The 23,110-nt window shown below is 54.0% G+C and carries 19 protein-coding genes, 1 tRNA gene and 1 pseudogene; 8 read left to right on the forward strand and 13 right to left on the reverse strand.

From position 1 onward, the window contains the following. Nucleotides 1-30 precede the first annotated feature (30 nt). The 3 genes from HMPREF1292_RS07950 to HMPREF1292_RS07960 are packed head-to-tail and all read left to right on the forward strand — an operon-like array spanning nucleotide 31 to nucleotide 2,164. The gene (locus HMPREF1292_RS07950) at nucleotides 31-1,272 is read left to right on the forward strand and encodes a cysteine desulfurase (protein ID WP_023019450.1); all 1,242 of its coding nucleotides are present in this window, start codon (nucleotides 31-33) and stop codon (nucleotides 1,270-1,272) included. A gap of 5 nt (nucleotides 1,273-1,277) precedes the next feature. After that, a complete protein-coding gene (sufU, locus tag HMPREF1292_RS07955) occupies nucleotides 1,278-1,730 on the forward strand; it encodes a Fe-S cluster assembly sulfur transfer protein SufU (RefSeq protein ID WP_018119579.1) in 453 nt (150 codons plus the stop codon). Next, entirely contained in the window at nucleotides 1,730-2,164 is a 435-nt protein-coding gene (locus HMPREF1292_RS07960; RefSeq protein WP_021353940.1) for a metal-sulfur cluster assembly factor, read from the forward strand. Before sufU ends, HMPREF1292_RS07960 begins: the two co-directional genes overlap by 1 nt. Nucleotides 2,165-2,284: 120 nt before the next feature. Here the strand turns inward: HMPREF1292_RS07960 and HMPREF1292_RS07965 are convergent, their stop codons facing one another. From HMPREF1292_RS07965 to HMPREF1292_RS07995, 5 genes are all read right to left on the reverse strand, one after another. Next, a complete protein-coding gene (locus tag HMPREF1292_RS07965) occupies nucleotides 2,285-2,893 on the reverse strand; it encodes a response regulator transcription factor (protein ID WP_021353939.1) in 609 nt (202 codons plus the stop codon). Further along, complete coding sequence (locus HMPREF1292_RS07970; RefSeq protein ID WP_023019451.1) at nucleotides 2,890-4,035, reverse strand: sensor histidine kinase; 1,146 nt, start codon at nucleotides 4,033-4,035, stop codon at nucleotides 2,890-2,892. Before HMPREF1292_RS07970 ends, HMPREF1292_RS07965 begins: the two co-directional genes overlap by 4 nt. Continuing rightward, a complete protein-coding gene (locus HMPREF1292_RS07975) occupies nucleotides 4,036-4,797 on the reverse strand; it encodes a hypothetical protein (RefSeq protein ID WP_021353937.1) in 762 nt (253 codons plus the stop codon). Nucleotides 4,798-4,801: 4 nt separating this feature from the next. Next, complete coding sequence (locus HMPREF1292_RS07980; protein ID WP_023019452.1) at nucleotides 4,802-5,719, reverse strand: ABC transporter ATP-binding protein; 918 nt, start codon at nucleotides 5,717-5,719, stop codon at nucleotides 4,802-4,804. A gap of 2,319 nt (nucleotides 5,720-8,038) precedes the next feature. Continuing rightward, nucleotides 8,039-8,590, reverse strand: a complete 552-nt coding sequence (locus HMPREF1292_RS07995; protein ID WP_023019456.1) for a recombinase family protein — start codon at nucleotides 8,588-8,590, stop codon at nucleotides 8,039-8,041. A gap of 946 nt (nucleotides 8,591-9,536) precedes the next feature. Here HMPREF1292_RS07995 and HMPREF1292_RS08000 point away from each other — a divergent pair. Both HMPREF1292_RS08000 and HMPREF1292_RS08005 read left to right on the forward strand, forming a co-directional pair. Further along, entirely contained in the window at nucleotides 9,537-10,193 is a 657-nt protein-coding gene (locus HMPREF1292_RS08000) for an HNH endonuclease signature motif containing protein (RefSeq protein WP_023019458.1), read from the forward strand. A gap of 90 nt (nucleotides 10,194-10,283) precedes the next feature. Further along, entirely contained in the window at nucleotides 10,284-11,360 is a 1,077-nt protein-coding gene (locus tag HMPREF1292_RS08005; RefSeq protein ID WP_023019459.1) for an AAA family ATPase, read from the forward strand. Nucleotides 11,361-12,264: 904 nt separating this feature from the next. Here the strand turns inward: HMPREF1292_RS08005 and HMPREF1292_RS08010 are convergent. The 3 genes and pseudogenes from HMPREF1292_RS08010 to HMPREF1292_RS08015 all read right to left on the reverse strand — a co-directional run bounded on the left by HMPREF1292_RS08010 (nucleotide 12,265) and on the right by HMPREF1292_RS08015 (nucleotide 13,662). Next, on the reverse strand, nucleotides 12,265-13,044 hold the full coding sequence (locus HMPREF1292_RS08010; protein ID WP_023019460.1) for a tyrosine-type recombinase/integrase: 780 nt from the start codon (nucleotides 13,042-13,044) through the stop codon (nucleotides 12,265-12,267). 9 nt (nucleotides 13,045-13,053) lie between these two features. After that, a pseudogene (locus HMPREF1292_RS11605) lies at nucleotides 13,054-13,404 on the reverse strand (hypothetical protein); the annotation flags it as partial. Between the two features lie 184 nt (nucleotides 13,405-13,588). Then, nucleotides 13,589-13,662, reverse strand: a tRNA-Pro gene (locus tag HMPREF1292_RS08015). A gap of 131 nt (nucleotides 13,663-13,793) precedes the next feature. Between HMPREF1292_RS08015 and HMPREF1292_RS08020 the strand changes: the two genes are divergently transcribed. Both HMPREF1292_RS08020 and HMPREF1292_RS08025 read left to right on the forward strand, forming a co-directional pair. Beyond that, entirely contained in the window at nucleotides 13,794-15,425 is a 1,632-nt protein-coding gene (locus HMPREF1292_RS08020) for an ABC-F family ATP-binding cassette domain-containing protein (protein WP_034646078.1), read from the forward strand. Nucleotides 15,426-15,528: 103 nt separating this feature from the next. Then, nucleotides 15,529-16,263: a hypothetical protein gene (locus tag HMPREF1292_RS08025; RefSeq protein WP_023019462.1), complete on the forward strand. Its 735-nt coding sequence runs from the start codon at nucleotides 15,529-15,531 to the stop codon at nucleotides 16,261-16,263. Between the two features lie 60 nt (nucleotides 16,264-16,323). Here the strand turns inward: HMPREF1292_RS08025 and HMPREF1292_RS08030 are convergent, their stop codons facing one another. Together HMPREF1292_RS08030 and HMPREF1292_RS08035 are read right to left on the reverse strand one after the other, a co-directional pair. Beyond that, nucleotides 16,324-17,688, reverse strand: coding sequence for a PFL family protein (locus HMPREF1292_RS08030; protein WP_023019463.1), 1,365 nt, complete (start codon nucleotides 17,686-17,688; stop codon nucleotides 16,324-16,326). A 27-nt stretch (nucleotides 17,689-17,715) separates the two neighbouring features. Then, a complete protein-coding gene (locus tag HMPREF1292_RS08035) occupies nucleotides 17,716-17,985 on the reverse strand; it encodes an ACT domain-containing protein (protein ID WP_027017955.1) in 270 nt (89 codons plus the stop codon). Nucleotides 17,986-18,063: 78 nt separating this feature from the next. Between HMPREF1292_RS08035 and HMPREF1292_RS08040 the strand changes: the two genes are divergently transcribed. Then, complete coding sequence (locus tag HMPREF1292_RS08040; RefSeq protein WP_023019465.1) at nucleotides 18,064-18,768, forward strand: NAD(P)-dependent oxidoreductase; 705 nt, start codon at nucleotides 18,064-18,066, stop codon at nucleotides 18,766-18,768. On the opposite strand, the gene HMPREF1292_RS08045 is transcribed toward HMPREF1292_RS08040, so the two are convergent. From HMPREF1292_RS08045 to can, 3 genes are all read right to left on the reverse strand, one after another. Further along, on the reverse strand, nucleotides 18,765-19,514 hold the full coding sequence (locus tag HMPREF1292_RS08045; RefSeq protein WP_023019466.1) for a homoserine O-succinyltransferase: 750 nt from the start codon (nucleotides 19,512-19,514) through the stop codon (nucleotides 18,765-18,767). The two genes, HMPREF1292_RS08040 and HMPREF1292_RS08045, sit on opposite strands and share 4 nt — an antisense overlap. Nucleotides 19,515-19,539: 25 nt before the next feature. Further along, nucleotides 19,540-20,109: a TetR/AcrR family transcriptional regulator gene (locus HMPREF1292_RS08050; protein WP_023019467.1), complete on the reverse strand. Its 570-nt coding sequence runs from the start codon at nucleotides 20,107-20,109 to the stop codon at nucleotides 19,540-19,542. Nucleotides 20,110-20,256: 147 nt separating this feature from the next. Continuing rightward, the gene (gene can, locus HMPREF1292_RS08055; RefSeq protein ID WP_021353929.1) at nucleotides 20,257-23,076 is read right to left on the reverse strand and encodes an aconitate hydratase; all 2,820 of its coding nucleotides are present in this window, start codon (nucleotides 23,074-23,076) and stop codon (nucleotides 20,257-20,259) included. Between the last annotated feature and the right edge of the window lie 34 nt (nucleotides 23,077-23,110).

The following is a 23,110-nucleotide window of genomic DNA, read 5'->3' on the forward strand; positions in this document are numbered from 1 at the left end:
AGAAACGAAGAAACTAGGTTTAACATCTCGATGTCTACTTTGGATACCGACGCAATTCGGAAACACTTTCCGATCCTGTCGCGTACGGTTCGCGGCGATAATCCTTTGGTCTATCTGGATTCTGGCGCGACCTCGCAACGCCCCGAGGTGGTGTGGGAAGCGGAAAAGGAATTCGTCCTGAATTCTTTCGCGCCCGTGCACCGCGGTGCCTACCAATTGGCTGAGGAAGCTACCGACGCCTACGAGGATGCTCGTGAGGCCATCGCCAACTTCGTCGGTGTAGACGGTGCTGAAATTGCGTTCACAAAGAACGCGACAGAGGCATTGAACCTGGTTGCATTCACCTTCGCTGACCCCCGCTCCGAGGACCTGTGCGTCGGCGAAGGCGATACCGTGGTGGTTAGCGAGCTGGAACATCACGCTAACTTGGTTCCTTGGCAGGAGTTGTGTGAGAAAACTGGTGCCACTCTCAAGTGGTACCGGACCACGGACGACGGCCGCATTGACTTGGATTCACTTGAGCTCGATGAATCCGTGAAAGTGGTTGCGGTCACCCATCAGTCCAACGTCACTGGTGCAGTGGTCGACGTTCACGAAGTTGTCCGGCGTGCTCGCGCGGTTGACGCATTGGTGGTCTTGGATGCCTGCCAGTCGGTGCCGCATATGCCCGTTGATTTCCGGGAGTTGGATGTGGACTTTGCCGCGTTTTCGGGCCACAAGATGTGCGGTCCTTCTGGGGTTGGCGTCTTGTACGGCAAACCAGATCTACTGGCGAAGTTGCCGCCATTTTTGACCGGCGGCTCCATGATTGAAGTCGTGAAAATGGAAAAGACGACTTTCGCCGAACCACCGCAGCGGTTTGAGGCGGGAACCCAGATGACCAGCCAAGTTGTTGGTTTGGGGGCAGCCGTCAAGTTCTTACAAGAAATCGGGATGGACGAAATCCACGCGCATGAGCAAGAACTAACCAAATACTGTTTGGAGAAACTCTCTGCCATTCCTGGAGTTCAGATTGCAGGTCCGCTGGATACAGAAAACCGGGGCGGGGCAGTATCGTTTGTAGTGGATGGGGTACACCCGCATGATTTAGGTCAGGTACTGGATGATCGCGGGGTGTGCGTGCGAGTCGGTCACCATTGCGCCTGGCCGGCACACCGCAGCCTGGGAATGCAGTCCACTGCGCGTGCAAGTTTTTACTTGTATAACACCACCGAAGAAATCGATGCGCTTGCCGACGGCATCGTGCATGCTCAAGAATTTTTTGGAGTCTGATCTAGATGAATCTCGAATCGATGTATCAGGAAGTGATTCTAGATCACTATAAAAACCCGCAACACCGGGGATTACGTGAGCCGTATCAGGCAGAAGTCCACCACGTGAACCCATCGTGTGGCGATGAGCTCACGCTGCGGGTGCAGTTGTCCGATGACGGGCAGACCGTCGAGGACGTCTCGTACGACGCTGTTGGATGCTCAATCTCGCAGGCGTCGACCTCGGTAATGGCGGAAGAGATCATTGGTATGTCTCGTGACCGCGCGATGGAAAAGCTCGCTGAGTTTGAGCGGATGATCACCTCACGAGGCAAAGCTGAAGGAGACGAAGACATCATTGGAGATGGAGTCGCGTTTTCTGGTGTCTCGAAGTATCCAGCCCGCGTGAAGTGCGCTCTGTTGGGTTGGAAAGCGTTCCAATCCGCGACCGCGGATGCGCTGAATGAATTGGAGAAATAATGTCTGAGAATACTCAAACACAATCTTCTGACCAGCCGGTTGATCCGTACCAGAATGAGAATTCCTCATTTGATGGTGCACGCGAAAAACCGGAGCAGACAGAAGAACAACTGAGCTTGGCGTATGACTGCGAAGAATTTCTTCGCGACGTCATCGACCCGGAGTTGGGGATCAACGTTGTTGATCTGGGCTTGGTATATGACCTTTGGATTGAAGAAAAGGACGGAAAGACACGTTGCGTCATTAACATGACGCTCACGTCGCCGGCCTGCCCATTGACCGATGTCATCGCTGAACAGGCTGAGCAAGCCGTAGTTGCTAACACCAAGTGCGATGAGCTCGAGCTTAACTGGGTATGGATGCCGCCATGGGGCCCACAGATGATCACGGACGAAGGTCGTGAACAATTGCGTGCTCTTGGCTTCGCAGTATAGCCGCCGCGCTCAGCTGCTGGTCTGATCAGCAGAAGCATTCGACGCCCCGTTGCTAGTTCTACTAGCGGCGGGGTGTCGAACTGTATACCCCATTATGTCGGGCACTGAGCAATCCAATTTTTAGATCCAGCCGTTCTTCTTCGCCAGGTATGCCGCTTCGTAACGGTTACCCGCTCCCGTTTTCGCCATGATGCTGGAAATATGGTTACGCACCGTTCCCGGTGACAGAAACAACGCTCTGGCTATGGCAGTCGAGTTTTTACCCTCGAATAGCTGTTGGCATACCTCAATTTCGCGCTTGCTCAGGGGATTATCGGGCGTCAATAAACTTTCTTGTGCAAGCGTTGGGTCTATCACGCGCATGCCGGCCTGGACCCGGCGGATAGCGTCGGCAAGCTGTTCTGGTGGGGTGTCCTTGACGACGAACCCATCCACCCCGACTTCCATTGCACGTTTGACGTACCCGGCTCTGCCGAAAGTTGTGACGATTATGCAACGGCACGCCTCATAAGAAAGCTCCGCTGCTGCATCCAACCCGTTGAGCCCAGGCATTTCGATATCTAACAGGGCTACATCAATCGATTTTTCCCGCACGAGGCGCACAGCCTCTGTGCCAGTGGAGCATTCGGCCACAACCTCGATATCTGATTCCGCGTTTACCAGCGCGACCAGCGCGCCGCGTACCAGCGATTGGTCTTCGGCGATTAGTACTCGGATCGGTGGGGTCATGGGGTAGATTCCTCTGTCACAGCGCCGTTATCGATCAGTGTGTTGTCATCGCTCATGGAAACTAGCACGGTGCTAAGTCCCTCTTTGCGTTGTATGATCAGCCGTCCGCCGGCGGCTTCAATTCTGTCGCGCAAGCCTGACAGCCCGCCCTTCGTATGCGTCCACTGGCATTGAAAACCACAGCCGTTATCTTTTACCTGCAGCTTAGTGTTTGTGATACTTATCCAGCACTCAGTCGCTCCCGAATGTCGTAGCACGTTCGTCGTGAGCTCTCGTAGAGCCCAGGAAAACACCGAATCGTGAGCGCCCGGTGTCGTTAACGGCTCGGGTAGGTGCGCAGTAATTTCTTTAGTTTCCAAAGCCCGGCGTGCTGCTTGCAGTTCGCCAGCGAAGGTGGGGGTGCGCATGCGGGTCACGGTGGAGCGAACTTCGGCTAGTCCCGTGCGCGATAGCTCGCTGATCTCGTTCAGTTCCTGCCGTGCCTGCTCAGGATTAGAATCGATGGCTCGTCGTGCGACCTCGGATTTCAAGTTGATAACCGTCAGGGAGTGCCCTAACAGGTCGTGGACGTCGGTGGCGATATCTTCGCGTTGCTGCGCTAGATCTAGCTTGTGTCGAAGTTCGTCGCGAGATTCTTCATATTGGATAAATGCGCCCAACACCACCAGCCCCAACGGTACCACCAGCCCCAACGGTATACCGAAAAGGAGTACGGCGGGCCAGATCGGGTTTTGCGGTGCCCAGAGCCACACTGCCGCGGCACCGATTACTCCGGTCGCGACTACGATGGGCAGGGATTTCTTCAGCGGCAAGGTGAAACCCAACATCGCGGCCAGAAATGGGGCGAAATTCGCTACTCCTATGCTGATCACCGGTGCGGTGGCCAGGGAAATTGCAAGCAGAACGCTCCATCGGAGAAGCGCTCGCGGCTGCCGATCCCAACCTCGCGGAAAATAATCCAGCGAGCCAAAGGCGAAGCTATAGAAGGCAGCAAAAGACCCCACGCAGACGGTGACCCATGCCTTGTCCCCGGTACTGAGCTGTGGAGCGGTGTACACCTGCACCATGAGTGGTGACAAAAATAGGAGCGATACCGAAGCAGAGATGAAGTCAGTTCGTCGAAAACTGTCACTACGGTTCATTTAGTTGCGCTCCTTGTCGCGGTTGCGCATCAACAGGCAGAAAGTCACAAATACGGCCGTCCATATCGTGATGTTAGCCCAGGAGTACCACATAGGATCAAAGATCATTCCTGTCGGCTGCAGCTGCGCACCTTCGGCCAGTGGCCAGCGCACCAGTGTGACTGCACCGTACATTGGGGTAAATCGAGCGATTTGCAGCAGGGTGCCGCTGAGGCCGATGAACACGTTTCCCGCGAAGGCAAGGATCACGATGGAGGCCGTGGCGATCGCCACTGTGTTTTCTTTCGGAACCACCAAGACCCAAGCTAAGCCGTAAAATCCGAAGGGAATGGCACAGATAACACAAGCGAAGAAACTTATTGCCCACTGAATTGCTTGCAAGTGTGCGTTGGTGAGAGCGCCGGCGATGAATACCGCTGCGATAGGAAGCACCGCACGCACCGTGATGCTGAGTGTATTAGCGAAAGCGAGTTGCCAACTACGCAGTGGAGTAAGAGCCAATTGCCGCCCCCAGCCACTGCGATCATCAGTGAGCGCCGAACCAGCCGCACCGACCGCTCCGACGACGCCCGCGTACAAAGCCATGGCCAGCATCACAAAGGCGGAGACGTTTCCGCCATTCATTTCCTGAGCGCCGTAGGACTGAGATGCGCCAAAAACGAGATAAAAGAAGACCGGCAAAACAACGCTGAAAAACAAGGTGGTCATGTCCCGGCGCAGTCGCAGCAATTCCTGGCCGGTAAATTTTAGTGTAGTGCTCATGGGGTTAGATTTCCTGGTTTTGGTTTGTCAGCTCAAGGAACATGTTTTCTAGGCTGGGATTGGTGATGCTGAGATTGCGGGCATCAGTTTCCGATAACAGGTAGCGGGCCAGAGCATCAGAGTCCTGACTCACCAGACGCAGATGATGGCCGTGAATTTCATTAGCAGTCACGCCCGGTATGTCCGCGAGTTCCGGGATTTCGCCTGGGAACTCAGCGGTGACGATGCGCTCAGAGCTCATATTCTGCAGCTCATAGGTGGTGCCGTCGGCGATGATTTCGCCTTTGTGCATCAGTACGATGCGCTCGGCGAACTCCTCAGCTTCTTTCAGGTAATGGGTGGTGAAGATGATCGTGCGGCCCTGTTCAGACTGGCGCCTCATCGATTGCCAAAACTGGCTGCGCGCGCCTGCGTCCATTCCCGTGGTGGGCTCGTCCAGGATGAGGATGTCCGGGTTACCCAGAATGGCCAATGCGAAGCGTATGCGTTGTTGCTCACCGCCGGAGCATTTGCCGACGCGGCGGGTGTAGATTGGCTCCAGGTTGGCTTGCTTGACAACGTCGTCCAGCGGTAGGTGGCGGGGGAAGGTAGCGGCGATCATCTTTACAGTGTCCTGCACCGTCATTTCGTGCAGTAGCCCACCGGTTTGCATTAGCGCACCGATGTTCTGCCTATAAATTGCGAGTTTGGGGGAGTTGTTCAAGACTTCGACGGTTCCAGCCGTCGGTCTGCTAAGCCCTAAGATGAGGTCCACTAAGGTAGTCTTGCCTGCTCCGTTGGTTCCGAGCAACGCGACGATCTCACCACGTTGAACGGAAAGGTCCACGTTCTTTAATGCGTGTACCGGTGAACGAGAGTGTGCGTTGAAGGTTTTACTCGCTCCCGAAACTTCAATGGCTTGTGTTTGCTGCATTGCTTTCATACGGACAACGCTAATGATCTGGGGATTCGTGGCCGTATGGAAATCGTCATGAAATCACCCATGATATTTGTCATGGGGGTACAAAACGTCCGCACTTCCAAGTCTCTATTTATTACGAACCAATGAGCAGCTGGATACTAGCGCGCCTTATCAAACCAGAATCATACCTATCGGCAGAGAGCTTTGGCGGATTCCGGAAGGATTGCCGGGATTCGGATAGTGAGTACGTCTTGCCCAGAACAGGGAAGAAGCAGATAAGGCTAACCTGAAACATTGCCCTGCCAGGGCTATTGTCGGACTGACAGGATTTGAACCTGCGACCCCCAACGGTTTTTAAAACCGCTGGTTAAACCCTGTTTTTGTGTTGAATTTTCCCGATAAAAACAGCGTACACCCGGCGCGTGCCCAATTCGTGCCCAAAATCGGAGCACGGTTGTGACTGTTTTCGGTTGGTTTTGCGGCTGTGTTTTACGGTTGCCGGTTTTCCCGGCGCTGTGCACAGCAACGGGACTGATCGAACACGGTTTTGGTGGCTTCGGTGCTGGTTGCTGTAAACGTTTTCGCAACAAGGAAAGAGGTTTAGGTCACAATGATCGTTGACAAGGGTGACAAGTTTTTGCTGCTATCGGATCCAGATGGCGGGTACACGCTGGTTGCAGAGGACAGAGACGGGTTTAAGGCTGGCAGCACCCGGTTCAGGGAACGGGTTGATGCGTCAAAGTTTTTTATGTCCTGTGCAGAGTTTGTTGGGTCCGTTGTCTTGGTTGGTAGATATTCGCCTGTGTCTGAGGTTCACAGCGTCTAACAGCCTCCGGTGGTGGTGACCGTGCCCCGGCGCGTGGCTATCGCGCCGGGTTTTGCTGTTGCCGTAGTCCAGCTACGCTTCGGAAAAACCCGAAGCGGGTATGAACAGGGATTTTGTGCCAGGCTTCGGGGGTTGTCCCGGAAAATGCCAGTGACTTTGAGGAGTTTGGCTTGCTCGCGTTTCAAACGCGAGCAAGATTGGAGGGAAGTCACGGGGGTGGGGACACTGAATATGCACTCCTAAACCGCGATCAAGCGCTCCTACTCATCACCTACATGCGCGCTTAGCTTCGGCCGACCACGGCCAGCGCTAGCAACCGTTCCGTCTCAATTTTGAGAAGGTAGTCATGGCCCTCGGAAAAGCCATGTCCAGGGAGATGATGTGGTCAGTAGTTTCTACGGCCCCGCGATTCATGCGTTCAACCCGGACATTTTTGTCCACGTAGTCTTGACCAGCAATAAAGCCGTATTCAAGCCGGTGATTTCCCGGCGGTGACACAGGTTGTCTTGTTCACTAACAAAAATGTTAGTGAAGTCCTGAGCTGTTCCAGACTGCCGCCGGTACTTTCGCTCAAAAATGAGCTAAAGTCTTTACCCTGCTCAAAGCCTTATTTGACCATACGGCTAAAACCAGTTATTATGGTCTTGTCCTTCTGTAAAGACGTGAACCAAGCACGTATCACCCCACACAACGCGGTTGTGTGGGGTTTTCAAATTTGAGTAACCGGTACTACCCGCGGTTATTCATGGTCTTAGTCGGTTGTTTCCAACGGTTCGGGGCTGCCACAAGCCCCGTAGACGGCTTAGAACCGGTCACAGGTGTCAAGAGGTACCCCAACGGGGTTTAAACCCGTCTAACAGCCTTGTGCAGATGACAAACAACCACGGGTGAGGCTACCCGCCGAAAATCCGGCGCTTAGACCGTGGTGTTCCGGTGGTGGCAGCTGTGGCTCGTTCCTGATCGTTGCACCCGTTGAGACGGATGCACCAACCGTGTTTGCACAGTGTTCGACTTCGGTTTTGCGGGGGCTTAGCCCCGCTGGTTCGTGTGCTGTGGTTGTTGTTTTGGTGCCTGCGGGTACGGTGAACCGGGTTTGTTGATGCCCCGGCGCGCCGGGGCTGTGGTGGGTTCGGTTGTTAGCCCCTGAGTAGGTGGTCATTTTTGAGAGCCTGGTCTGTACCTTGTTGGGTTTCACAGCTGAGAATGACAACGCCCATGATGTTGCCGGAGTTTTTCGGAAAAATCCGATAAATTCTAGCCATTAGTTTCCGACAAATTTGTCGAAAAATCCTGACCAGGGTTTTCCCGGTTGGGGGAAAGTGTCGCCGGTAATTTTTTCGATTTTTCGAAAAAAGTCTTGCCTGAGGTTTTCGCCAATTTTGGCGTAAAGTCCTGTTCGTTGGTTCCGCTGGTTTTGGGCTAAAGTCACGCCGGGGTTTTCGGACATTTTTGTCCGAAAGTTGCGCCGGTACTTTTTCTCATTTTTGAGAAAAAATCCTGACCTGCGTGGTTGGTTACCTGTTGCTCAGGTAGTTGTACACGGTGGCGCGTGTCACACCGTATTCTTTGGCTAGCGCTGTCACCGTTTCCCCGCTGGCTTTGCGTGCCCTAAGCTGTGCAACCTGTTGGTCGCTGAGTTTCGGTTTACCCCCTTTGTATTTGCCCTGTTGTTGGGCAATTTTTATTCCCTCACGTTGACGTTCCAGAATCATGGACCGTTCAAACTCTGCAACCGCACCAAGCATAGACAACAGCATCGTGTTCATGGGGGAATCTTCCCCCGTGAACGTCAGTGATTCTTTGACGAAACGGACACGAACCCCGTTGGTGGTGAGCTGTTTTACGATGCTGCGCAAATCGTCAAGGTTTCTGGCCAACCGGTCCATGCTGTGCACAACCAGAGTGTCACCGTCTCGCACGTAGTCCAAGGCTGCTTGCAGCTGTGGCCGGTGACTGTTTTTTCCGCTGGCCTTGTCCACGAACACCTTGTCAAGGGGTTCACCGTCCAACTGTCGGTTGGTGTTTTGTTCAACCGTTGAAACTCGTTTGTATCCGACGATAGCCACCGTGGTAATCCTTTGCTTGCTCCGACGCTGTGTGTTTAAACAAAGTCTAAGACCCGGGTGTACAGGTGTCAAAACGGGTTGTTAACCACCCTGTTTTTACGGTGTTTTGTTTATCCGTGGTGTGACTAATCAGGGTATACCCTGATTAGACACACGGCTAGACACTGGACAACCGTGGTTGGGTTGGTTTCCCGGCGCGCCGGGGTTACAGGGCTAGAGGCCTCGTTTGCCACGCGGCTACCTGTTGCCGGATACACGCGGGGTGCTGTGGCCTCCGGTGTCCCGTGCACTGGCAGGTGCTGGGGTGTTGGGTGGGTACACGCTCCGGTGGCATCGGTTGGGCTGTGGCGTGCAGGCTTCGGGGTTGCCGGGTGCAGGGCACCGGCTTGGTCCGGTTGGCTAGGCGGGTGCTACCGCCGGGGTACAGCCCCGGCTACCGGGTACAGGCACAGGGTTACCGGTTGGTGGGTTGTATCGGTTGGTCCAGCCGTTTTTAGCTGTTTTTGCGAGGCTGTGACCAGGTGCTTTACAAAGCCGTTTTGGCTGTACGCTCGTTTAAGCGATTTTAGGCAAGCGGTTGGGGTGATTGCCTTGCCACGGTGGTTTAACGCCTCAGACGGGCTTGTAGCGGGTGTTGTTGGTGCACCCCACGGGGTATACCCTCGCCCCGGGTTCCAGACCGCAGGGTAATGCGGGTCTCCGGTCTTGTACAGGTTTCTAAGGTGACAAACACCACAAACGTTTATGTTGCTTTCACCTTCGGCTAAGAGTAAATTGGAAGGGCTAGCCTTGTCCACGGTCATGCAACGCAACAAACGGATCAGATGGACCGGGGCAGCAAACAACAGCCAACAGGCTGTGACGATTGTTCAAACAACAGCGGTGTTCACGGGGTGCAAGCCCGTGGAAAACCAAACCGCTCCACAACCAAGAAAGAGGTTAACACTTGCACAAGTCAGACTACAACACCGAACGCGAACAGCTCGCACAACAGGGTAAGCGCCGGTGCAAAACGTGCAACGAGATCAAACCCGAAACACAGATGGCACGCAACAAGTCCAACTACCGCGGCTACGAAAACCGTTGCCGAGATTGCAAGCTGGCAGCCAACCGTTCAGGTGGCAAAGATCGAACCCCGCTGCAAAGCCGCCTGTACAACGGCGCAAAACAGGCTAAACAGTGTGGCCGTCGGAACTACCGGGTGACACAGGAACAGGTGCTGAAAGAGTGGACGCGCCGGGGCTTGGATCCGAACCGTTGCGCATACTGTGACGTTGTCCTGAGCATGGACAAAGAAGCACCTGAGTTTTTCAACATTGACCATTTGGAACCGTTGTGTCTGAAAGGGTCCAAAGGCCACGCCAAAGCAAACCTGATCCCGTGCTGTGCCAGCTGCAACAAACAAAAACACAGCAAACACCTTGTTCAATTCCTGGCCAGCCGTGAACACCCGGCTGACCCGGTGACGGTGGAACAGCTCACAAAAGCGTGTTGGACACAACCAGTCAAACAGTCCAAACCGGTGGGTGAACCTGTTGAGATGCTGTTTTGCGAGTTCATGCACACGTTCATGCGTGAACCGGAGTTTGAGGCCGTCGGTTAAACCCGTCTGAGCTGTACCAACCCCGTTGTGGCCTGTTTTACGGCTGCTTCGGGGTGGCTGTGTTCATTTTTGTTTTGTGAAAGGATTTTTGTGTTAACCGCTGAAAAGCAGAAACAGGCCCCGGTATTCTTTGACGATTCCACCGGGGAACTCACAGACGCCGGGGTGGCGTCGTTGGCTAAGCATCGTTTGGGGCTTAAAACATTGGCAGAGTTGGCTGATGAACCAGATGACCCGGCGCGGTTTTTTCTGATCCCTGGCCTTGTGTCCAGTTCGTTGACGTACCTGTACGGACAGTCGAAGGTGGGTAAATCGTTTGTTGTGGCCAACGTTGTGGCCAGCGTGTTGGACGGCAAGCCGTTTTTGGGTCGCAAGCCACTGAAGACGGTTGACGGTGTGGTGATTGTCACAACAGACGCGGGTGACCAACACGCGTACCGTGACCGCCTGAAAGATTTGGGTGTTGCCGATGATGACCGGGTGGGGTTGGTTCCGGTTGGGATTGCCCCGGAGCCGGAACAGCTTGCAGAGGTTGCAGACCTGTTTGTTAACGGTGACTACGGGTTCGCTGTGTTCGACCACGCCACCGGGCTTGTACCCGCGGATCAAAACATTAACGCGCGTGAGCCGTGGGTTAATCTGTGGCGGTTGTTGGATTCGTTGGGTGTTCCGGTGCTACTGGTTGGTCACTCGTCGGATTCCAAATTCGAGGGGAAACCCATTCACCGGCCCGCCGGAAACAGTGCAGCCACACAGTTCGCACGAACCCGTGTTGAGGTGCACAGGCCGGATGAGCGCAACCGGTCCAATCCGTTGCGTGAGCTTGTGGTGTTGGGCAACCACGGGGAAGAGGAACGGCTGCAGGTGCTGCTTGCCCCGGAGGGGTTGACGCTGGTTGATGACAACAACGATAAGCCGGAGACTGGCAGACAAAAGGATAGCCAGGCCCTTGACAACAACGCTGCCATAGCCCGGCGCGCTGTTGAGCTTAAACAACCAACGGTTAAGGCTACGGCTGAGGCTTTGCACGCTGAAGGTTTGGGTTCGTCGGTTGATTCGCTGAAAAAGCGGATACTGCCGGATCTGGTTACGTCTGGCCTGTTGGTTAGGTCCAGTGGTCCACGGACTAAAGGCTGCTACGAGGCAGGCGACAAGCTTAGGATGTGATACACCTCATAATGTGCACTGTTTTTTAAAAGTGCAGGTCACAGGCTTTTGGGTGCACACCGGAGAGTGTGCACTCTCTAGCGTTTATGCAGGTCACAGCGATGCACACGCACGCTGCACCCCCCTTATGTATCCCCCACTGAGTGAACCCCTACGGCGGCTTCGCGCCGATTCTCCGGAGGGGTGAACGATACCAAGCGAAAGACTTTGGCAGCCCCGGCGGGCTGCTAAACGTCTGAGCTGTTGAACCGAAGAATACGCCTGAACCAACAGGCGTGTTCGCAGGTGAACAACCAACTGTTGTTATGGCGGCCTTCGGAGGCCGCCTAAACCATTTCTAAAGCAAGTAGCAACACAGCCGTTGGGGCTGTGGTGATACGACCACCGTAAGGCCGTAGCAACGGCCGGTAGGTGGATTGGTTTAGGTGAAACCCCAACAAAGGGGTTGAACCATTCCAGAGGCAACCGGAGGGTTGCCGATGGTGTAACCAACAAGCGAACCCTGTGGTTCGCTGTGTAAACAGTTTTTCTACGGCCGTGGACCAACACGGCCTGTGGTTGTTTATGGTTAGCCCGAAGCCACAAGAGCGTAGGGCTGACAGTGGTTTTTGGTCCACAGGGGATAGCAACCCCTGTGTCTGATAAGCCAACAGCGGGCCACACAGGCCCGCGTTACACAACATTGGTTGCCCACCGTTGCCGAAGCCAACAGTGTCCAACACCCAACCGTGTGCTACGGCTGTCACCGTAGCCCAATGTGTTTTATGTCACTTGTAGTTGCTACTCATTTTTGAGTAGCTACCTGACTAACAGCCCGGTGGATTGCACCACCGGGGTTATTGTTGATGGTTGCCCCGTGCACAGGCCACGGGGCTTTGGTTTAGGTTTTCGACGGGTGCACAAGCTACCCGGCGCGGTGGTGGTCTGTGGATTCTATGCTCACAGCAGCCATAAGCTCACCAGGCCTATGCTCTCGCACACGCATGTACGTGTGCAGGATCGTGGACAGATCCGATTGACCAAGGATTCTGCCTATTTCGGTGGGTGTTGCCTGTTGTTCTGCCAACCGGGTGATAAGCCAGTTGCGTCCGTAGTGTGGGGTGATTTCGCTTCTGACCCCGGCTTTGCTTTTGGCACGGTGAAACACTGACCTGAAACTTGTGTCCATCACGGTGCCACCGGTGGCTGTGGTGGTTACCAAAGCACCGGGGCGGGGTTCGACGTATTCGGCCAGGTGCTTGACAACCAGGCTTCGGTGTTCTTTGAGTATCGGAACGTCACGGTAGCCTGCCTGTGTTTTGGGTGGTTGCCGTTTCATCACCATCCGGCCCGTGCGATCCGGAACACGAACCAGGGTTGCTTCTACCCTGACAACCCAACCGTTTGCCACGCGCACCACGTGGCGACGCTGCAACGCCAAACATTCCCCCACGCGCAACCCGTGGAACAGGCACAAAGCCACGGCAAGCCGGTAGCGCGCCGGGGTGTTGTTGAGTATCGCCAACAGTTCCTGATCGGTGGGTAGCTGCTTGTGTTTTAGCGGCGCTGTACGCCTGTGTGAGGCTTTGATAACCACCGGGTTGGTTTCCAGTACCCCGGCGTCCACAGCCGCGTCTACGGCTGTTCTGAGTAGCTTATAAGCCTTGTTGTTTCGGTTGCCGGTTTCGGGGGTGAGTGCCACCATAGCCTGCCACCACGTGCGTACGTGGTCTTTGGATAGTTTGCTGATCCTGAGCTTGTGGAACGGGGGATAGCCCGCTATTCGGGTTCTCAGAACCGTTTGGTACGTGGTGTGTGATGAATCCCGTAGCCGTGGCCTGTGGCTGGCTAGCCACTGTTGGCACCATTGCACAACGCTGAGGTCGCCGGTTGGCTGTTTGGCAGGTGCCGGTGGTTCCCACAGGTTCAGACGTATTTTGGCCTGTTGGGTTTCCACGTAGTCTATGGCTAGCGCTTTGCTCGCAAAAGTGTTTGGGGCTGTGTAGCGTAGCCCGTCCGGTCCGGTGTATCTGGCTTGCCAGTTGCCGGAGGATAGTTGTCTCACGTTTCCCGTGTTTTTTGTGCCCAATTTGTGCCCAATCCGGTGCAGAAACGGGTTCAAACCACACCCGGCGCTTGGTGGTGTGGTAGATTTTGCCCGTAAGGTGTTTTCGCCTTATCACCGGGAGAAACAACTAAAAAACAGAGTGTTAGGTTATCCTAAAAAGATGCTCTGAGCAGGGCTTTTGTCGGACTGACAGGATTTGAACCTGCGACCCCCACACCCCCAGTGTGGTGCGCTACCAAACTGCGCTACAGCCCGTTGTTGCCCAGAAATCCGATCAAGGGCTCTGCGGCAACGTTTTCACTATAGCGTTTGCTCGATATATCGCGCCAAACTTCCAGCTCACTACGGTTATTAATAAACCGTGGCGACTGCTAAACTGGCTGGTCGTGATTGTTAGCCAAGACCTCGAAGTCCGCGCCGGTGCCCGTACCTTATTGCATGCTCCTGGCCAGCACCTTCGGGTGCAGCCGGGGGATCGCATCGGATTGATCGGCCGCAATGGTGCGGGAAAAACCACCACCATGCGCATTCTTTCTGGCGAAACCCAACCCTATGCTGGTGAAGTACGCATTTCGGGAGATATCGGCTACCTTCCGCAAGATTCTCGTGAGGGAAACATCGAGCAAACTGCTCGCGACCGCGTCCTGTCAGCACGCGGGCTTGATGAGCTGCGCAAGTCCTTGGATAAGCAACAGCAGATTATGGAAACCACCTTGGATGATGACAAGCGGGACAAAGCCATCACCAAGTTCTCCAAATTGGAAGAGCGATACCACAGCCTTGGTGGTTATGAAGCGGACTCGGAAGCAGCCACGATCTGCGACAACTTAGGGCTCGAACAACGAATTTTGGACCAGCCACTCAAGACGTTGTCGGGTGGGCAGCGTCGTCGTGTAGAGCTGGCACAGATTTTGTTTGCTGCCACAAGCGGGGCAGGAAAGTCACAAACCACGTTGTTGCTCGATGAGCCAACCAACCACTTGGATGCTGACTCCATTTCCTGGTTGCGTTCGTTTTTGGCGAAGCACGAAGGCGGCTTGGTCATGATTAGTCACGACGTTGAGCTGCTTCGCGACGTCTGCAACAAAGTGTGGTTTTTGGATGCCGTGCGCTCGGAGGCCGATGTGTACAACATGGGCTATGAGAAATACCTCGACGCGCGTGCCACCGATGAAGCACGCCGTCGACGCGAACGGGCGAATGCCGAAAAGAAAGCGTCGGCGCTGCAAAAGCAAGCAGCGAAATTGGGTGCCAAAGCTACGAAAGCGGCCGCTGCAAAACAAATGCTTGCTCGTGCAGAGCGAATGATGGGCAATCTGGATGAGGTCCGCCAAGACGATAAGGTCGCATCCATTAAGTTCCCAGAGCCAGCTCCATGCGGCAAGACCCCAATGCATGCGACGGGACTGACCAAAATGTATGGTTCGTTGGAAGTTTTCGCTGGTGTCGATCTGGCGATTGATAAAGGCTCCCGCGTCGTCGTTCTTGGGTACAACGGCGCCGGTAAAACTACATTGTTGAAATTGCTTGCTGGCGAGGAACGCACCGATGGCGAAGGCGGCATCGTCACCGGCCATGGCTTACGCATTGGCTATTTCGCCCAAGAACACGACACCATCGATCCTGATCGGACAGTCTGGGAAAACACAATTTCTGCCTGCCCTGACGCCCATGAGCAGGAGCTTCGCAGTCTGCTCGGTGCTTTCATGTTCTCTGGTGACAAACTGGAACAACCCGCAGGTACACTTTCCGGCGGTGAGAAGACGCGTTTATCGCTTGCTACCTTAGTTTCTTCCCGGGCGAATGTTTTGTTGTTGGATGAGCCCACCAACAACCTGGATCCAATATCGCGGGAACAGGTATTGGATGCATTGGCCACTTATACTGGTGCCGTCGTCTTGGTTACCCACGACCCCGGCGCGGTCAAAGCCCTGGAACCGGAGCGGGTCATCATCATGCCAGACGGTGATGAAGATATGTGGAGCGACGAATATATGGAGATCGTGGAATTGGCCTAAGCTGGCACAACCACGCGGGATGTGTCTGTGTGATTTTGTGGTCGTGGAACCACAGCCTGGTGCGCACAGTCTATTGGGATAGGACACGAGAAAGGACTATCCATTGAGCCTCGATAAATATCGAAACCGTATTAAGAACTTGCTGGACCGTGCTGCTGCCTGTGAAGGCACACCGGAAGGCGATTTGTGCCGGGTGAAAGCTTTTGAGTTGGCAGCAAAATACGCCTTAGATCCCGATGATGTACGCAAGCAAGCAGATGCGGACTCGGCAGGACAGACCGCGTGGGAATGGGAATTAACTGGTAGCTACAAGCCGCAGCAGCGAGAGCTGCTTGCACATATCGCTAGTGCTCTGCATTGTCGGGTCCTTTATGAACGTAGCGGCACCGGGAGGCACAACTCTTTCGGATTGGTTTTTGGTGTGCCCCGGCATCTCGAGAGGGTGAAAATGCTCTTTCCCATGCTTAACTTGCACATGTCGGCGGGATCAACAAAATACGCTGCGAATCACGGCGCGCGTGATGCCGCGCATACGAAACGCTTGAAAACTTCCTGGATGATGGGGTTTTCAAAAAGCGTCTTTGATTTGCTTGAGCAGGCGGACCAGGACACCGCGTCCCAAGTTGGCCAGGGAGCAGAGGTCGCATTGCTTGATGACGCCAGCGCTGCAGAAAAACTCATGCACGACTATGTTCACGAGGCAGGTTTGGTACTGCGAAACGGCCGACAGAATTCGCGGGCGGTCGATCCAGAAGCGATGCACGCGGGCAGTGAAGAAGGTCGCCGCGTCGACCTAGGCAACTCCCGGCTTCCACAACGCAAGGAACTGTCTGCATAGTTGGCTAGTTCTGTAGTGGCGTAAGGGCCTGCCAATCTGACAGGCCCGATAAACCAACTATTAATTGCGGAATCCGTGTACCGGGGCTGGGATGAACCCACCGCGGTGGATGAACTCGCGATTGCCGACGGTGTTGACAGGAATGATCGGTGCGTAGCCGAGAAGACCACCAAAATCGACTTCATCGCCTACTGCGGCACCGGGCACAGGAATAACACGCACCGCCGTGGTCTTATGGTTCATCACACCAATTGCGGCCTCATCTGCGATCATCCCTGCGATAGTTTCTGCAGATGTGGCACCAGGAAGTGCAATCATATCGAAACCGACCGAACAAATTGCGGTCATTGCTTCCAATTTGTCCATGCTGATGCTGCCAGCACGCACAGCATCGATCATTCCTTTGTCCTCAGAGACAGGAATGAACGACCCTGATAAGCCGCCGACACGCGAGCATGCCATCATGCCGCCTTTTTTCACCGCGTCGTTCAGCAATGCCAGAGCAGCAGTTGTGCCGTGGGTTCCGACTTGTTCTAATCCCATGTGTTCGAGGATATGAGCGACGCTGTCACCGAGTTCGGCAGTCGGTGCAAGCGAAAGATCGACGATGCCAAACGGAACACCCAACCGTTGTGAAGCCAAATTGCCAACTAGTTGACCAGCGCGGGTGATCTTGAAAGCTGCTTTCTTGATTTCTTCCGCAACTTGATCCAGGCTTGCCCCCTCCAGGCTGCCCAATGCCCGATCGACGACACCAGGGCCAGATACACCGACGGAAACCACACAATCAGGTTCTTCCACGCCGTGGAAAGCACCTGCCATAAACGGGTTATCGCCAACAGCGTTGGCGAACACCACTAATTTGGCGCAGGCGATCGCAGAATCGTCCTTGCTTAATTCGGCGGCGGTTTTAATAACCTCGCCCATGTGTCGGGCAGCATCCATATTGATGCCCGCGCGGGAGGATGCAATGTTCACTGAGCCGCATACCACTTCCGATTGCGACAGAGCTTCCGGGATGGACTCGATGAGTCGACGGTCTGCTTCGGTGGTACCTTTTTCAACGAGTGCAGAGTATCCACCTATAAAGTTAACCCCGACTTCATTGGCTGCTTTGTTAAGTGCCTGCGCTAAATCGGCGGGGTTGCCTTCAACACCGGCTGCAATCAAAGAAATTGGCGTAACTGAAATCCGCTTGTTTACGATCGGAATTCCGAGTTCAGCTTCGATTCCTTCGCATACTTCAACTAGCCGTGACGCACGGGTAACGATTCGGTCATACACCGCATCACAGGTGGCAGACATCGTCGGACGTGTGCAACCGAGTAATGAAATACCCATGGTCACAGTACGAATATCAAGACGATATTTTTCGATCATCTCGATCGTATCGACGATCTGAGCATTCTTAAAAGAAAATGGCATAGTGTAGTTTTCCTGCGCTAGGTGGTGCTAAATTTCGTTGATCGCGGTAAACAGCGATTCAGCCTGAATGCGAATAACTTGGTGGGTTTCTTTTTCTACGGCTTCCATACGCTTTTGAATCTGCGGTATCGACAAGGCTTCATCATCGAATTCCACGCGCAGAATCATCGTGAAATAACCAGACATAAGGGTTTGTGAAACGTCGACAATATTAACGTTTAACTCCGCGAGAGCAGTACTAACAGAGGCGATAATTCCGGTGTTGTCCGCGCCGGTCACGGTCATGATGGCATACATATTACTCATCTTAACTGCCTATCCAGCATTCTTATTAGCCGGGGCAAAAAGCTTTCAACGAAGCGTAGAATTGTGTACATGACAGCAACTCAGTCGCAAGAGAACGTAACTGCCACAAACACACGAGTATTGGTTATCGGCGGATCTGGCAAAGTTGCCAGCATTGCCATTCCCCAATACGCGAACGATTACGAGATCACCGCGATGCTGCGTCGTGAAGAAAAAGCAGAGGAGGCGCGGGAGAACGGCGCAACGCCGTTGGTCCAAGACGTAACTACTGTGTCTGCGGATCAGTGGGCAGCGCTGGTCCGTGATTTTGATGTTGTGGTGTGGACCGCAGGTAACGGCGGGCGTGCCGGTGCCGACGTCACCTATGCCGTGGACCGCGATGCTGCCTTGGAATGCATTAAAGGCTTGGAGCAACTCCAGAATGAGGTTGGTAAAGATCGCGCGCCTCGGCTCATCATGGTGTCCTATATGGGTTCGTTGGACAACGAAACCGACGATCAAGGCGCATGGCTGGCATACGTGGAGTCGAAAAAGACCGTCGATAAACGCCTGTTAGATTCTGATTTAAACTACATCATCCTGGCCCCCACGTTGCTGACCCTGGATCCGGCGCAGGGCATTACCGTCACCGAAAACACACCAGAAAAAGCCGGGGAAAAAACGTCCCGTGAGCTCGTCGGTCAGGTTATCTTCGAGCTGGCTGGGCGGGCCGAGCTGCCAAACCAGGATTTCATTGCCTTCCATGATGGCAACGATCCAGTGAGCACCATTTAGCTGGTAGCTGCGCGTGTTGCGCAGTACCGCACGAAGATAGCGAGCAACTCATTGCTCCATTTCGTGTCAATTGATGGCAAGCTGTTGACGATATCCAGGTAATCTTCGGGGGAGAAATAGCCGTAGTCATAGAAAAAATCCATGCGTTTTTTCATGGCCACGGCATCCATCTCTGCATGAAACTGGCTCGCCCATGTCGAATTACCTACTCGAATTAGCTGCACAGGGCACGTCGGGCCGTCGGCAAGAATCGTAACTTCACTGCTGTCGGACGCAGCTAATTCTTCGACGGCTTCAGTGTGGCCAGTCAGAGACGTGAATTCCTGTGGGAGATGACGGGCGAGCACATCCTCGGAGGCATCTGAGGTCAGCCGAACCACGGTTTGTCCAGAGGTTTCTGCGTGCGTGTGACCAACAATTCCACCTACATGATGCGCAAGCCAGGAAGCTCCGAAGCAAATTAAAAAGACTGGTACCTCTGAAGCCGTGAGAATTTCCAGCTGACGATGAATATGAAGTTGCCAGCTGTTCCAATTTTGGTTCGTGATGTTCAACGAGCTGCCGCCCACGATGACGCCATCAAAATTGCTTAGATCAGGAAGCACAACATCTGTGGAATCAATGACTAGGTGCGTAGTCTGCTCCTGGCTCAGCCCTGTGGCTTCACAGATGTCACGATACTCAGCGGCAGCAACTGCCGGTGCGGTCTCTCCATAGCGCAATGAGACCAATAGAAGATTAACCATAGTGGCTACTGTTATACCTTATGCCTTAAACATCATTGCCATCGCGTCGGATAGCTTGTTCTGCAATATCAAGGACGGCTTCATCGGTGGCCATTCCCATGGCATTACGCGTGATCAAACCGTCCATCACCATTTCCAAAAAATATTGCAAGGTATCGATTGGTACGTCGACCCGCATGCGGCCTTCCGCAGCATTTTTTGCTAAACGATCGTGCACTGCTTGATCAAGGACTGCTTGATGTTCTTCCCAGCGTGCACGAAAAGAGGCATCAGTACGCAGCATCTTGGAAATCTCTAAGCGAGTAGCCAGCCAATCGTATTTCTCAGGATTCCGAATAATATCACGCATTACCTCGACCAGCCCTTCACGGGCAACTACTTCTGCTTGCCGTGCGGCATCCTCCCGCGCTAGAGCGAGAAACAAGTTTTCTTTATCAGAAAAGTGATGAAAAATCGCACCCCGAGATTTTCCTGTTGCTTGTTCGAGACGGCGAACAGTCGCCCCTTCGTAACCATATTCAGCGAAGCACTTTCGCGCGCCGACCAAAATTTCTTGGCGACGACGGTTGAGTTCATTTTCACTTACTACTGGCATAGAGGAAGCGACCTTTCAGTCCGGAAATACGAAAACGGGGCTGCTAAGCCCCTGCCACGATCGATTTCTCCGTAACTGGGATCAATAGTCGTAGCGAGAGGTTATGCAGCCCCGCGAATCCTAATGGTTAGGGCTAGCTAGTACTAGCTAGGATTTAACCATCTGACGGAGAACGTACTGCAGAATACCGCCGTGGCGGTAATACTCGGCCTCACCAGGGGTATCGATGCGTACTTTGGCATCGAACTCGATGGTTTCGCCGTCTTCTTTGTGTGCGGTCACCTTAACAGTTTTCGGAATCGAACCGTTGTTGAACTCAGTCAGCCCCTCAATATCGAAGGACTCATGACCAGTCAATCCAAGGGATTCGTGTGACTCACCCTCGGGGAACTGCAATGGCGCAACGCCCATACCGATCAAGTTCGAACGGTGGATACGCTCGAAGGACTCAGTAATTACGGCGCGGACACCCAGCAACAAGGTTCCCTTCGCAGCCCAGTCACGCGAAGATCCGGTGCCGTATTCTTTACCACCTAGCACTACCAAAGGAGTTTCTGCTTCCTTGTAGTTCTGTGCAGCATCGTAGATGAATGCTTGTGGCTTGTCGTCCTTGGTGAAGTCCAGGGTATAGCCACCGGATTCTTCTACGAGCTGGTTGCGCATACGGATGTTCGCGAAGGTACCGCGAACCATTACCTCGTGGTTACCACGACGGGAACCGAGCGAGTTAAAGTCCTGGCGTTCGACGCCATTTTCTTCCAGGTATTGAGCCGCTGGGGTACCAGGTTTGATGGCAGAAGCAGGGGAGATGTGGTCGGTTGTGACTGAGTCACCCAACTTAACCAGTACACGTGCACCCTTGATGTCCTCAACGTCTGCTGGCTCATTCGGCATGTCGTCGAAGTATGGAGCCTTGCGGATATAGGTGGAGGCATCATCCCATTCGAAGGTCTTACCCTGCGGGATATCCAGGTTCTGCCACTGTTCATCGCCCTTGAAAACATCGGCGTAGTCAGCTTCGTACATTTCGCGCGAGATGGAAGACTGGATGGTCTCTTCAATCTCTTCTGGGGAAGGCCAGATGTCCTTCAAGAAGACATCATTGCCATCTTTGTCCTGACCCAATGGCTGTTCATTGAAGTCGAAGTCCATGGTGCCAGCAATGGCGTAGGCGATTACCATCATTGGCGATGCCAGGTAGTTCATCTTGACGTCCGGCGAAATACGGCCCTCAAAGTTACGGTTACCGGACAGAACCGCGGTCGCCGCTAGGTCTTCGGTGTTGATAGCATCGGAGATTTCTTCTGGCAGCGGGCCAGAGTTACCGATACACGAGGTACATCCGAATCCGGAGAGGTAGAAGCCCAGAGCCTCCAAGTCTTTCCACAGGTCAGCGCGTTTGTAGTAACCGTCGACAACCTGAGAACCAGGCGCGCAAATGGTCTTCACCCAAGGCTTGGAGGTCAGTCCCAGTTCGTTTGCCTTGCGGGCGATCAGACCTGCACCGATCATGACCGAAGGGTTGGAGGTGTTGGTACACGAGGTGATGGAAGCGATTGCGACCATGCCGTGGTCTAGGGTGTACTCGCCGCCGGCTGGTGACTGCACCAAGGTTGGGTGGGATGGACGACCTTCGGCACCTTCAGAGGCATCTTCGCCCTGCCCCTTACGGGAAACGTTGTGACCGTCGGTGATATCAGCATCGGCATAGCGTTGAACGCCGCCTTCGGCGTTCATGCGACGGACCTCAGGCTTCTTGCCGTCTTCTGAAACTTTGTCGTCTGTGTAGTTAACCAGGTCCTTACGGAACTGTTCCTTGGCTTTGTCCAGCTCAATGCGGTCCTGTGGACGCTTTGGTCCGGCGATGGAAGGCTTAACAGTAGACAGGTCAAGCTCGATGTACTCGGAGTACTCGGCTTCTTCGTCATCTTCTTCCAGCCACATGCCTTGAGCTTTGGCATAAGCTTCGACGCGGTCAATCTGCTCCTGTGGGCGACCGGTGAGCTCAAGGTACTTGGTGGTTTCTTCGTCGATGGGGAAGATCGCGGCGGTTGAGCCAAACTCCGGCGACATGTTGCCGATCGTTGCACGATTCGCCAGTGGAATTGACTTGACACCGTTGCCGTAGAATTCGACAAACTTCTGGACGACGCCGTGCTCACGCAGCATGTCGGTGATAGTCAACACAACGTCGGTGGCAGTAACGCCAACTGGAATTTCTCCAGTCAACTTGAAACCGACCACCTTCGGAATCAACATCGATACCGGCTGCCCCAACATGGCAGCCTCGGCCTCGATACCACCGACACCCCAGCCTAGGATTCCTAGGCCGTTCTCCATAGTGGTGTGGGAATCGGTACCGATACAGGTATCCGGGTATGCCAGACCATCGTTGTCGAAAACAACGCGACCCAGGTATTCGATATTTACCTGGTGAACGATACCGGTTCCTGGAGGAACTACCCGGAAGTTGGAGAAGTTTTCCGCACCCCAGCGTAAGAACTGGTAGCGCTCTTCGTTGCGCTCGTATTCGATAGCAACGTTCTTGGTCAAAGCGTCTGCGTCACCGAATGCTTCTGTAATGACCGAGTGGTCAATAACCATCTCGGCAGGATTCAGTGGGTTAACCTGGTCCGCGCTGCCGCCCAGGTTGGATACAGCTTCGCGCATAGTAGCCAAGTCGACGACGCAGGGAACACCAGTAAAGTCTTGCATCAACACGCGTGCAGGCGTGAACTGGATTTCGGTATCAGGTTCCGATTTCGGATCCCAGTTAGCGATGGCCTTGATGTGGTCTTTGTTGACGTTTTTTCCGTCTTCTGTGCGAAGAAGGTTTTCTGCCAGAACCTTAAGGGAATAAGGCAGCTTCTTCAGTCCGTCAACTGCATCGAGCGCGAAATAGTCGTATGACTTATCACCGACCTCGAGTTTCTTCTTAGCGTTGAAGGAGTTCAAGCTTTCAGTCACAGGGAGCTCCATTTCCTTGTTGTGCAAAATTGTA

The sequence above is a fragment of the Corynebacterium sp. KPL1995 genome, from assembly GCF_000477935.1.
GTDB classification, from domain to species: domain Bacteria; phylum Actinomycetota; class Actinomycetes; order Mycobacteriales; family Mycobacteriaceae; genus Corynebacterium; species Corynebacterium pseudodiphtheriticum.